The following is an 11,249-nucleotide window of genomic DNA, read 5'->3' as shown; positions in this document are numbered from 1 at the left end:
TGTCACGTTCGCTCGGGCGTCCTGTCAGAATGGAGGCGATGTCGGACACGCTCGAGACGGAAGTCGCCGCACCCAGCCCGCCCGCCGCCGAGGTGGAGCAGCCGCTGGCCGGCTTCCAGGTGCCGCGCACCCTGCAGGCGACCGCGACCCGACGGGCCTTGCTCCTGTTCGCGCTCGGCGGGCTGCTGATCGCCGGCCTGGTAACCGCGCTGCCGGTCGGCGGGCCGGGGCAGGGCCGGCTTGCCGGTTACCTCGACAGCAATCCGGTACCCACCACCGGAGCTAAGGCCGACGCCGCCTTCAACCGTGCCAAAAGCGGCGATTGTCTGATGTGGCCGGACGTCACGCCGGAGTCCGCGAGCATCGTCAAGTGCACCGACGACCACAAGTTCGAGGTCGCCGAATCTATCGACATGCGCACCTTCCCCGGCTCGGAATACGGTCCCAACGCCGCCCCGCCGTCGCCGGCTCGCATCCAGCAGATCAGCCAGGAGCAGTGCGAGGCCGCCGTGCGCCGCTACCTCGGGCCCAAGTACGACCCCAACAGCAAATTCAGCGTCAGCCTGCTGTGGGCGGGTGACCGGGCCTGGCGTCAGTCCGGCGAGCGCCGCATGCTGTGCGGCCTGCAGATGCCCGGATCGAACAACGAACAGGCCGCCTTCAAGGGCAAGGTCGCCGACGTCGACCAGTCCAAGGTGTGGCCCGCCGGCACCTGCCTGGGTATCGACTCGACCACCAACCAGCCCATCGACGTCCCGGTCGACTGCAAGGCGCCGCACGCGATGGAGGTCACCGGCACGGTGAACCTGGCCGAGAAGTTCACGGGGGCGCTGCCGGCCGAGCCCGAGCAGGACGGCTACATCAAGGACGCCTGCACCAAGATGACCGACGCCTACCTCGCTCCGGTCAAGTTGCGCACCACCACGCTGACGCTGATCTACCCGACCGTGGCGCTGCCGAGTTGGTCGGCGGGTAGCCGCGAGGTCGCCTGCAGCATCGGCGCCACGCTGGGCAACGGGGGCTGGGCCACCCTGGTCAACACCGCCAAGGGTCAGCTGCTGATCAACGGTATGGCCCCGGTGCCGCCGCCCGAGATTCCCGAAGAGCGGCTCACGATGCCGCAGATGCCGGTCCAGGTGCCGGCCAGTCCGGCGAGCCCGCCCCAGCAGTCCAACGCTCCCCCGGAGATGCCGCAGGGCAATCAGCACCTGCCCCAGCAGCAGCCGGTGGTGACACCGCCCCGGGCGACCACGCAGGCCCCGGCTAACCAGGCGCCGCAAGATGTTCCGGCGCCTCCGGCCGACAACGGTGCACCGCCGGCGGGCAACCAGGCGCCGCCGCCCATGCCGGACGCACCCCCACCGGGCGCACCGCCCGCGCCAGCCGAGCCGGCACCGGCAGGTTAGCCGCGTGGCCGTGCGGATGGATCCGCAGCGGTTCGACGAACTGGTCTCCGACGCACTCGATCTGATCCCCGCCCAGCTGGCGGCCGCGATGGACAATGTCGTCATCCTCGTCGAGGATCGCCATCCCGACGAGCCCGAACTGCTGGGGCTCTACGAGGGGGTGGCGTTGACCGAGCGCGACTCCGACTACGGCGGATCGCTGCCGGACGCCATCACGATCTACCGCCAGGCACTGCTGGATATCTGCGACTCCGACGACGACGTCGTCGAGGAGGTGGCGATCACCGTGATCCACGAAATCGCGCACCATTTCGGTATCGACGACGACCGGCTGGAAGAGCTGGGGTGGGGCTGAAGATTCCCGCAAATCCGCCGATCTTCTCCGCGCGCCACCGCGGATTTGTCGTCCCCTGGTGCTAGGAACGGGCTATGAGCGCAGAATGCCGCGACTGCCGGGCCGGCCTAGAACACTGCCACGGCACCATCATTCGCCACTCGCTGCGCCGTTCGGAGTGCACCGAGCCGGACTGCGTCAGCCCCGAGCTGCTGGCGCACACGTTCGTCATCGACTGCGAGGCCGTCGGCTGCACCTGCACGGAATTGGTGGCGCTGGCTGTCTGATCAGCCCATCGGATCGGTGCCCGAGTGCACCGCGTCGGCGATGGGCGTCGCCTCGTCTTCACTGGGGTCGGGGTAGAACGGCGGCGTCAGGGTGCCCCACCGCACACAGCTCCACCGCCCGTCGGTGATCGGAGCCAGCACCACCGACTCGGCATTGCCCAGATGGTTGTCCAGGGCGAAGCCGGCGTCGACTCCGGCCAGCACCGCGGATACCAGCCGGATCGCCGCGCCATGGCTGACGACGACGATGTCGCCGGTCCACGCGTGGTCGTCGAGGTAGCGGATCCGCAAGTCGGTAAGCACCGGGACGTAGCGGTCCAGCACATCGTTGGCGGTTTCGCCGCCGGGTAGCGGCACGTCGAGTTCGCCGTGCTGCCAGCGCTCGTAGATGGCGTTGAACTCCGCGACCGCCTCGTCATCGTTGCGGTTCTCCAGGGCGCCGACCTGTACCTCGTGTATCCCGGCGAATTCACGCGGAGCCACGTCGACCTGGGTGCCGATCACCGCGGCCGTCTGTGCCGCCCGGTGGGCCACCGAGTGCGCGAGCAGCGCCGGGCGCCCGGCGTCGAGCGCGAACGCCCGGGCCTGGTCGCGCCCCGTCGGCGTCAGATCCGTCCCGGGCGGCCGGGTGTCCAGCCGCCGTTCGACATTGCCGAACGATTGGCCGTGCCGAAGCAGCACCAACCGACCACTCATCGTTTACATCCCCCCGCCGGAAGCATCGGCCTGCTCAGGTCTACCCTCCCGCAGCCGCGCCGGCCAGCGCGACGCCTCGTCTGGTGGTGGTGGCCCGATGCCCGTCGCCGAGCCCGTCGGCCAGGAACCTAAATACCGCACATCCACACAACGACGGTGCAGCGCCTTGAGTGCCTCGGCGACGGCATCGTCGTCGATATGTCCCGCGCAGTCGGCGAAGAACTGATAGGTACCGAGTTCGGTTCGGGTCGGCCGGGATTCGATTCGGGTCAGGTCGATGTCGCGGATGCCGAATTCGCCCAGCGCCGCGAGCAGCGCGCCCGGCGCATTCTCGATCCGCAACACCACCGAGGTGCGATCGGCGCCGGTGCGCACCGGCGGTGGCCCGGGGCGGCCCACCAACACGAAGCGGGTCCGGGCGTTGAGTTCGTCGACCACGCCTTGGGCCAGCGACTCGAGCTTCCAGTGCGTAGCGGCCAACGGCGAGGTCACCGCGGCGTCGGCCTCACCCTTGGCCACCTGGCGCGCAGCGTCGGCGTTCGAGTACGCCGGGCGCAGCTCGACGTCGGGCAGGTTGACGGCGAGCCAGCGGCGCACCTGGGCTGCGGCCACCGGAAAGGCCGCCAACGTCTTGACGTCGTCGGCGCTGAGCTTTTTCCCAAGGCCGGGTTGAACGACGATGCTGAACGCCACGTCCAGGGTGGTCTCGGCGAAGATCTGCATCGGCGAGCCGTTCGCGAGGCTGTCCAATGTCGGCACCACCGTGCCGTCGATCGAGTTCTCGATCGGCACGCACGCGTAGTCGGTCTCGCCGCTACGGACTGCCTCGAGCGCCGCCGGCGTGCTGTCGATCGGTGTCAGCTGTACCGGGCCCAGCTGTTGGTCGGGGATCAGGCCGGCCGACATCATCTGCAAGAGCGCCGCCTCGGTGAAGGTCCCTTCGGGACCGAGGTAAGTGATGCCGACCACGGTGACAACCCTAGTGGCCTCAATCAAAAAGCGGCCTTGCTTCGACCTTCGATCTAAGTTAACTTAGGCTTACCTAACTAAGGAGAGCGATGTTACCGCTGACCAGCGCCGCGCCGACGACTGCCGAACGCATCCGCAGCGCCTGTGCCCGGGCCGGCGGCGCCCTGCTTGCGGTCGAGCGCGACGACCCGGTGCCCACGCCGGTGCACCACCTGCTGCACGACGGATCCTTCGCGATCGCACTGCCCAGCGCAGGTGCGGCGGATGGCCGGGTCTGCGGCTCCCAAGCGCTGCTCGAACTGACCGACTACGCACCGCTTCCGTTGCGGGAGCCGGTCCGGTCGCTGGTGTGGGTCCGCGGCCACCTGCGCCAGGTCCCGCGGAACGAGATCAACCCCACCCTCGATGTGATCGCCAGCGAGTGCCCGCATCCGGCGCTGCTGCAGGTCGATACGCCGAAGTGCATGCCGCCCACCCCGGGCGAGGATCGCTACACCCTGCTGCGTCTCGAGGTCGCGTCCGTCGTGGTCACCGACGCCACCGGCGCCGAGCCCGTCAACATCCGGGACCTGCTCGCAGCGAGACCCGACCCATTCTGCGAGATCGAGTCGAGCCTGCTGTGGCACCTGGATCAGGCCCACGGCGACGTCGTGGCCCGCCTGGTGTCCCGGCTGCCGGCGCCGTTGCGGCGCGGACACGTGCGCCCGCTGGGGCTGGACCGCTACGGGGTACGGTTTCGCGTCGAAGGCAGCGACGGCGACGACCACGACATCCGGTTGCCGTTTCACAAGCCGGTGGACGACATGACCGGGTTGAGCCAGGCCATTCGCGTGTTGATGGGCTGCCCGTTCATCAACGGCCTGCGCGCCCGCCGGTAACCGGGCGCGCCGCACGCCGGCCCCACCGAGTGGGGCACGTAAGTTAGCCGGGGTGAACGGCGACCGATCAGCACACCGTGGACGCGGTTGGCGACCGATCCCGCCACCGTCGGTTCCCGAGCCGCCGCCGATGCTGCATCGCCACGCTCATCCGCCACCGTCTGCGACGGACCAGACGGTGCCGATTCCCCGCATCTCGCCGCCGGTGTCCACCGGCAAGGCTGCCCCCGGCCAGGTGGCGCCACGCGATAAGGCGCGATCGCGCGCGCGGCCACGCGACCGGTCAGCGCCGCCGTCGGACCTGCCGGGCGTGCACCGCAAGCCCAAAAAACGCCGCTGGGGCCGGGTGATCGCGTCGACGCTGCTGATCGGTTTGCTGCTGACCGTCGCCGTTGTCCTGGGCGGCGGCTTGTGGTTGGACACGACGCTGCATCGCAAGGCGGTGCTGACCAATTACCCCGATCGGCCGGCCTCCAGCCGCGGCACGAACTGGCTACTCGTCGGGTCGGACAGTCGCCAAGGCCTGTCGGCCGAGCAGCAGGAGGATCTGGCCACCGGAGGCGATGTCGGTAGCAGTCGCACCGACACGATTCTGCTGATCCACATCCCCGCGCTGGGGTCGAGCAATGCGACGACGATGGTGTCGATACCGCGCGACTCGTTCGTGCCGATCCCGGGCCACGGCAAGGACAAGATCAACTCCGCCTTCGCGATCGGCGGGGCACCATTACTGGTCCAGACGGTCGAGCAGGCCACCGGACTGCGTCTCGACCACTATGCCGAGATCGGGTTCAGCGGATTCGCGGCCGTGGTGGACGCCCTCGGCGGCATCACCGTCTGCCCGACCGCGCCGATCAACGACCCGTTGGCCGGCATCGACCTGCCCGCCGGCTGCCAGCAGCTGAACGGGCGCAGCGCGCTCGGATACGTTCGGACCCGCGACACCCCCCGAGCGGATCTCGACCGGATGGTCAACCAGCGGCAGTTCATCTCGGCGCTGCTGCACCGCGCGGCCAGCCCGTCGGTGTGGCTCAACCCGTGGCGCTGGTACGCCGTGCCGCACGCCGCGGCCGAGGCGCTCACGGTCGATGACGGCGATCACGTCTGGGACCTGGCCCGGCTGGGCGGGGCGCTGCACGGATCTACCACCACGCTGACCGTCCCGATCGGCGACTTCACCACTAACAGCGCCGGCTCGGTAGTGGTATGGAATCACGACGTCGCGGCGAAGCTGTTCGACGCGCTGGTCGCCGACTCCGCGGTGCCCGCCGCCGCGCTCGAGGGACAGTCATAGTCCCCGACGAATGGCCCAACCTGGTCTCGCCGGTCTAGCCCCTGCCGTCGAGGGTCCGCGCGTTTTCCAGCCAGGTTTTCGTGCGGCCGGGGTGGTTGGTGGCGATCCAGGCCACCCCGACGTCCCGGCAGAAGTCGATGTCGTCGTACCCGTCGACGGTCCAGCAGTACACGGCCCGACCCTGAGCGGCGGCGCGATCCACCAGTTGCGGATATTCCTTCAGCGCGACGACCGAAGGCCCGACGGCGGTGGCCCCGACGGCCGTGGCCGCGCTGCTGGTCAGGTAGCGAGCATTCCGGCCGAGCAACACCGTAGGCAGCAGCGGTGCTGCTCGCCGGATTCGCCACACGGCCGCGGCCGAGAAGGACATCACCACCGCGCGCGACCGGTCGGCCGACGCCGGCGAGGCGATGCCGTAGCGGTGCAGCAGCGCCAGCAGCTTGCTTTCGACCAGCGAGCCGTATCGAACCGGGTGCTTGGTCTCGATGAAGAGCTTCACCGGCCGGTTCCAGTCGAGCACCAGCGATACCAGCGCATCCAGCGTCAGCAGGCTGGTATCACCGTGGGTGCCGTCGGGCCGCCAACTGTCGTGCCAGGCACCGAATTCCAGCTCGCGCAACTGGGCGAGCGTCATGGTGCTGACCAGACCGGCGCCGGTCGAGGTCCGGTCCAGCCGGCGGTCGTGCACGCACACCAAATGGCCGTCGCGGGTCAGCCGCACATCGCATTCCACACCGTCGGCGCCCTCTTTGAGCGCGAGGTCGTACGCGGCCAGCGTGTGTTCGGGGCGAGCCGCAGATGCGCCGCGGTGGGCAACGACAAAAGGATGCCCGGCCACCACCTCGTCGGCCCACGTCATACCCCTATGCTGCCGGTTCCTCCCCCTTCAACTCAACCGGAGCGGCGTCGGACGCGCCGGGCCGAGCCGGGAGATCTGGGGTTACCACGACCCAACGGTGCGCGGGCCGTGCTACGGGCTTGCGTTCGAATCCCTCGAATATCCGGGCCACGGCGGCCAGCGTCGCGGCCGCGAACAAGTACCCGAACACCATCAGGACGGTGTTGTTCGCGATGCCCTGGGGGTCGGTGGCGAAGCTGGTGACGATGGCCCAGATCGACACCGCGTAGCTGAAGACCCAGGCGATCCACCACGCGACGACTGGTCGGCGCACCCGAGCAAGATGATCTTCGAGAGCGGCCAGCTCGATGAGGTAGACCGGAGCCCACAACAGATTGACCAGCGGCACGGCGCAGCCGGCCCACAACGCCGTGACCGAGCGATGATCGGCAAGGCCGTAATGCGCAAACACCGCTGCCCGCCGTGCGATCAGCCACCGGATCAGAAACACGCCAGAGGTGATCAACGCGACGAGGGCCGCCACACTGGCCAGATCCCCCAGCCAATCCGCCGCGGTCGCCACGATCGAATTCAGCAAGGTCTTTCGGTTGTAGACCAACAGCACATAGCGGGCGACATACACCAGCGCGGCAGCGCCGAGCGTGAGCACGCTGATGAACAGCACGAGACGCACCACCGCGGACGGCGGCCCGGCCGGCGTCGAACCCTTGGGGCCCGCCGCGGTCTGCTCGACGCGGTCGGTCAAGCCCCAGCGCGGGATTACCGCGTAGCGGGGCGTGGGTCCGAGCACTCGATGTCCCCGCCGCGCGGGGGGTGCGGCGCCTGGACGCACCGCGATCCAGCGGAAGCCCGGCGGCAACCGCGGCGGGGTGCGTTGCGGCGCGACCGGCCCCGCCGGCGCCGGCGGGCTAGCGTGCGTACTCCAGCGGGGGTCGGCCCCCGCGGTGTCCGGCAGCGGTGCGAGCAGCGCGCCGCGGCAGCGGGGGCACCACTCGCGGCGGCGTTCGCGCACGTTCCACCGAGTGCCGCACTGGGAACACACCTGGATCACCGGACCAGCGTAGCTCTGGCGATGACGCGGGCCGCTGCGACGGGACCGTTCCCACCGCCGGGCGCGCCCCGCTGAAAAGCAACGATTGCCCGGGATTGGCGGTAAGCGCGGCCCGCCTCGCAACGCCGCGTCGTTGCGCTCAGCGGCTCGCCTTCGGCGTCGCCGATGGGCACCTGTTACGCCGGTCACAGCTACTTCAGGGCTATCCACAGTTTCCACAGGTTTATCCACATGGGCGTTAGGGGTATAGACGCAATCAATCAGCAACTAGCGGTTAACCCTGGCCCCAACTGTGGATAACGCCGGGCACTTTCGGCAGGCCATCGACAGGCCAGACGAGCAGCCGAGCGAATGGACCGCCCCATTGCACAGCTCTCAGATCCGCCTCCGCGGCGCGCACACTCAGCTGCATCCCCGACCGGTTCCGGTCGCCGACAGTCGGCACGAATCCGCAGCTCAGCGTGTTGCTGCCGACGACATTTTTCAACCCCATCACAAAGGGTTATGATCGCCATCACGAAAAATGTTGTGACTCACCTCACTCGACTGAGGTGAACCGAGCGGTGAAAGGCGACCGATGGCGATGCATTCGTTCGGCCCGCATACCCCGGCCGCGTCGAACTCGTATTCCGGATCGCCCGCCTGGAACCACAGTTACAGCGTCGCCGCCTTGCGTGCCGGCCTGATCGCGTTGGCATTGCTCGCGGTTCTCGCGCTCATTGTTTTGTCTTGATTATTTCCTCTTGAATCGACGCCGAGCGGGTACTCGCCCTACCGGCCCATTGGGGCAGTCCTTGCGGCGCGTGCAGTCATGGAGCAGGGTTGATTACGCTGAGCCTGTCGCGTGGCGGACTCCGTGCGAATGCGCGTTAAGACGATCATCGAGGAAAGGAATGCCGTGGCTGAATACACCCTGCCCGATTTGGACTGGGACTACGCAGCGCTGGAACCACACATCTCAGGTCAGATCAACGAGATCCACCACAGCAAGCACCATGCGACCTACGTCAAGGGTTTGAACGACGCCATTGCCAAACTCGAAGAGGCACGCGCCAATGACGACCACGCCGCGATCTTCCTGAACGAGAAGAACCTGGCGTTCCACCTGGGTGGCCACGTCAACCACTCGATCTGGTGGAAGAACCTGTCGCCGAACGGTGGCGACAAGCCGACCGGCGACCTCGCGGCCGCGATCGACGAGCAGTTCGGATCGTTCGACAAGTTCCGCGCTCAGTTCAGCGCGGCGGCCAACGGCCTGCAGGGCTCGGGCTGGGCGGTGCTCGGCTACGACACGCTCGGCGACCGGTTGCTGACCTTCCAGCTGTACGACCAGCAGGCCAACGTGCCGCTGGGCATCATCCCGCTGCTGCAGGTCGACATGTGGGAGCACGCCTTCTACCTGCAGTACAAGAACGTCAAGGCCGACTACGTCAAGGCGTTCTGGAACGTGGTCAATTGGGCAGATGTGCAGTCGCGTTACGCGGCCGCAACTTCGAAGACCCAGGGTCTTATTTTCGGCTGATTTTAATCTCGTAGAGCTGAGGGCGTCACGCGGATCGCGTGGCGCCCTCAGCTTTATCCCGGCTCGGTGGCTCGCCTCAGGAAAGGTAAGCGCCCGTGGCCGTGTCGAGTTGCAACACGCCTAAACCGCAGGCATTCTTAACTATTCGAGCTACCAGCGTGGTTATTTCGGATGGCGACGTCGCGCGGAGGTCGAGATGGAAACTGGTTCAGGTCAGCCGATAGGGGTAGCACCCTTCCATGCTCGTGGTGCCCTGAAAGGGTTTGTCATCTCCGGCCGTTGGCCCGACTCGACCAAGGAGTGGGCGCAGCTGTTGATGGTTGCGGTACGCGTCGCGTCGTTGCCCGGATTGCTTTCCACCACAACCGTATTCGGCGCCCGCGAGGAGTTGCCCGACGAGCCCGAGCCCGACACGGTCGGCCTGGTGCTCGCCGAGGGCACGGTATTCGGTGAATCAGCAATCCAGCCAGGGTATTTCGCGGATCATCAACCGCCGGCGCTGCTCATGCTGCACCCCCCGTCCGAAACCACACCGTCGTTGCCGGAATGCACCGGAGCGGCGTCGGGATGCGTCCTGTTGCCGGGGTTGCCCTATCTGGGATTGGAGCACCGGGCCGCGTGGGTAGAAGCGGAAGCCGACGGCACCATCACGTCGATGGTGAGCCGTGTCGGCGTCGACCCCATCAGCCATCCCGACACCGCGATTCTGGCCATGCTGCTTGCGGCATAAGGGAATTCAAACGAGTTGATTCCTAGCCCGAATCCGCAGATACGGGTATCCGAACTTTGGTGCCGTCCTGGCGCGCCCCCGATTTGCCCGCTAGCCTGAGACGGTTAGCGAAGGGGAGTAGCCCCGAATCGGCGTGTCGACATACTGGCGAATAGCCCGGCCGACGAACCGGTCCCAACGGAGCGGTGGGCGAGACCTTCGACCGGTGTTCGATGACCACAGCGGTTGTCAACGACGCGTCGAAAGGTCACCAAATGCTTGCCGCCACACTCTTGAGCCTTGGCGTGGTCTTCCTTGCCGAACTCGGCGACAGGTCTCAACTCATCACGATGACGTACGCGTTGCGCTTCAAATGGTGGGTGGTGCTGCCCGCGGTGACGCTCGCGGCGTTGCTGGTGCATGGGGTCTCGGTTGCCGTCGGCCACTTCCTCGGCACCACGCTGCCGGCACGCCCGATGGCCTTCGCGTCCGCGGTCGCGTTCCTGATCTTCGCCGGGTGGGCCTGGCGCGAGGGCGGCGCCGACGACCAAGAGGTGCCTAATGCGCGCGAACCCCGCTTCGTATTGCTGACCGTGGTGTCGTCGTTCGCACTCGCCGAAATGAGTGACAAGACGACGCTGGCGACGGTGACGCTGGCCGGCGATCACGACTGGGTCGGCGTCTGGGTCGGTAGCACCCTGGGCATGGTCTTGGCCGACGTGCTGGCGATCGGCGCCGGGGTGCTGTTGCACCGCCGCCTGCCCCAGCAGCTGCTGCACGCGGTGGCCGGCATGCTGTTCCTTGAGTTCGGCCTGTGGATGCTGTTCGACGGCGCGCTGGGCCGGCGGTCGGTGGCCATCGCTGTGACCGCGGCGGTGGCGTTGGCCGCCGTATCCGCGGCGACGGCGCAAACACTGCGACGGCGCCGCATCGAGGCCTCGTATGCGGGGAGGTCCCCGGAGACCGTCTAAGGCGCAGCGACGCCGCCCCGCGGAAGCCGGCCGAGCCCGGCAGTCGCCCCCAGAGGTATCTCTGAGGGCCGTTTGCTGCACCCTTCCCCTCTTAGGGTGACAAAAATCAGACCAGACAGCAAAGTAGGCTTTCGATAGGTTCTCGCTACCAGTCCGTTGCGAGATATCCGCCCGACACCATCTGGCCGGCCGCGGCGCTACCCATCGGCAGCGCCCGGAAGCGTCCGGCTATCAGACTTGCTTTCTGCGGATAACCTGTGAGTTTTGTTCGCT

Annotated in this window: 13 protein-coding genes; 9 read left to right on the top strand and 4 right to left on the bottom strand. The window is 67.6% G+C overall.

The window, feature by feature from the left end:
• The first annotated feature begins 29 nt into the window (after positions 1-29).
• The 3 genes from SKC41_RS08065 (at position 30) to SKC41_RS08055 (ending at position 2,027) form a co-directional block, all read left to right on the top strand.
• The gene (locus tag SKC41_RS08065; protein ID WP_330977147.1) at positions 30-1,406 is read left to right on the top strand and encodes a septum formation family protein; all 1,377 of its coding nucleotides are present in this window, start codon (positions 30-32) and stop codon (positions 1,404-1,406) included.
• Between the two features lie 4 nt (positions 1,407-1,410).
• On the top strand, positions 1,411-1,761 hold the full coding sequence (locus tag SKC41_RS08060) for a metallopeptidase family protein (RefSeq protein ID WP_330977146.1): 351 nt from the start codon (positions 1,411-1,413) through the stop codon (positions 1,759-1,761).
• A gap of 74 nt (positions 1,762-1,835) precedes the next feature.
• Complete coding sequence (locus SKC41_RS08055) at positions 1,836-2,027, top strand: hypothetical protein (RefSeq protein ID WP_330977145.1); 192 nt, start codon at positions 1,836-1,838, stop codon at positions 2,025-2,027.
• On the opposite strand, the gene SKC41_RS08050 is transcribed toward SKC41_RS08055, so the two are convergent.
• Together SKC41_RS08050 and pheA are read right to left on the bottom strand one after the other, a co-directional pair.
• Positions 2,028-2,723 (bottom strand): histidine phosphatase family protein, encoded by a 696-nt coding sequence (locus tag SKC41_RS08050; protein ID WP_330977144.1) that lies wholly within the window; start codon positions 2,721-2,723, stop codon positions 2,028-2,030.
• Positions 2,724-2,726: 3 nt separating this feature from the next.
• On the bottom strand, positions 2,727-3,692 hold the full coding sequence (gene pheA / locus SKC41_RS08045) for a prephenate dehydratase (protein ID WP_330977143.1): 966 nt from the start codon (positions 3,690-3,692) through the stop codon (positions 2,727-2,729).
• Positions 3,693-3,781: 89 nt separating this feature from the next.
• Here pheA and SKC41_RS08040 point away from each other — a divergent pair, with 89 nt between their 5' ends.
• On the top strand, positions 3,782-4,570 hold the full coding sequence (locus SKC41_RS08040) for a DUF2470 domain-containing protein (protein ID WP_330977142.1): 789 nt from the start codon (positions 3,782-3,784) through the stop codon (positions 4,568-4,570).
• Positions 4,571-4,622: 52 nt separating this feature from the next.
• A complete protein-coding gene (locus SKC41_RS08035; RefSeq protein ID WP_330977141.1) occupies positions 4,623-5,864 on the top strand; it encodes an LCP family protein in 1,242 nt (413 codons plus the stop codon).
• Between the two features lie 34 nt (positions 5,865-5,898).
• On the opposite strand, the gene SKC41_RS08030 is transcribed toward SKC41_RS08035, so the two are convergent.
• Positions 5,899-6,723 carry a glycerophosphodiester phosphodiesterase gene (locus SKC41_RS08030; protein ID WP_330977140.1) on the bottom strand — a complete coding sequence of 275 codons (825 nt, stop codon included), beginning with the start codon at positions 6,721-6,723 and terminating at the stop codon, positions 5,899-5,901.
• Positions 6,724-6,727: 4 nt separating this feature from the next.
• Positions 6,728-7,774: a DUF4328 domain-containing protein gene (locus tag SKC41_RS08025; RefSeq protein WP_330977139.1), complete on the bottom strand. Its 1,047-nt coding sequence runs from the start codon at positions 7,772-7,774 to the stop codon at positions 6,728-6,730.
• 577 nt (positions 7,775-8,351) lie between these two features.
• Between SKC41_RS08025 and SKC41_RS08020 the strand changes: the two genes are divergently transcribed.
• From SKC41_RS08020 to SKC41_RS08005, 4 genes are all read left to right on the top strand, one after another.
• Positions 8,352-8,507, top strand: a complete 156-nt coding sequence (locus SKC41_RS08020; RefSeq protein ID WP_330977138.1) for a hypothetical protein — start codon at positions 8,352-8,354, stop codon at positions 8,505-8,507.
• Positions 8,508-8,672: 165 nt separating this feature from the next.
• Entirely contained in the window at positions 8,673-9,296 is a 624-nt protein-coding gene (locus SKC41_RS08015) for a superoxide dismutase (RefSeq protein ID WP_090608247.1), read from the top strand.
• A gap of 196 nt (positions 9,297-9,492) precedes the next feature.
• Complete coding sequence (locus tag SKC41_RS08010) at positions 9,493-10,026, top strand: peptidase (RefSeq protein ID WP_090597853.1); 534 nt, start codon at positions 9,493-9,495, stop codon at positions 10,024-10,026.
• 254 nt (positions 10,027-10,280) lie between these two features.
• Positions 10,281-10,976, top strand: coding sequence for a TMEM165/GDT1 family protein (locus SKC41_RS08005; protein ID WP_330978794.1), 696 nt, complete (start codon positions 10,281-10,283; stop codon positions 10,974-10,976).
• Positions 10,977-11,249 lie beyond the last annotated feature (273 nt).

The organism is Mycobacterium sp. 050128, from assembly GCF_036409155.1.
Classification (GTDB): Bacteria; Actinomycetota; Actinomycetes; order Mycobacteriales; family Mycobacteriaceae; genus Mycobacterium.
This window is presented reverse-complemented; position numbering and strand designations above follow the sequence as displayed.

Bases quoted from the DNA above. Each gene is read 5' to 3' on its own strand.
- SKC41_RS08030 (WP_330977140.1), bottom strand. From the start codon at position 6,723: ATGACGTGGGCCGACGAGGTGGTGGCCGGGCATCCTTTTGTCGTTGCC.
- SKC41_RS08005 (WP_330978794.1), top strand. From the start codon at position 10,281: ATGCTTGCCGCCACACTCTTGAGCCTTGGCGTGGTCTTCCTTGCCGAA.
- SKC41_RS08050 (WP_330977144.1), bottom strand. From the start codon at position 2,723: ATGAGTGGTCGGTTGGTGCTGCTTCGGCACGGCCAATCGTTCGGCAAT.
- SKC41_RS08010 (WP_090597853.1), top strand. From the start codon at position 9,493: ATGGAAACTGGTTCAGGTCAGCCGATAGGGGTAGCACCCTTCCATGCT.
- SKC41_RS08020 (WP_330977138.1), top strand. From the start codon at position 8,352: ATGGCGATGCATTCGTTCGGCCCGCATACCCCGGCCGCGTCGAACTCG.
- SKC41_RS08055 (WP_330977145.1), top strand. From the start codon at position 1,836: ATGAGCGCAGAATGCCGCGACTGCCGGGCCGGCCTAGAACACTGCCAC.
- SKC41_RS08040 (WP_330977142.1), top strand. From the start codon at position 3,782: ATGTTACCGCTGACCAGCGCCGCGCCGACGACTGCCGAACGCATCCGC.
- SKC41_RS08065 (WP_330977147.1), top strand. From the start codon at position 30: ATGGAGGCGATGTCGGACACGCTCGAGACGGAAGTCGCCGCACCCAGC.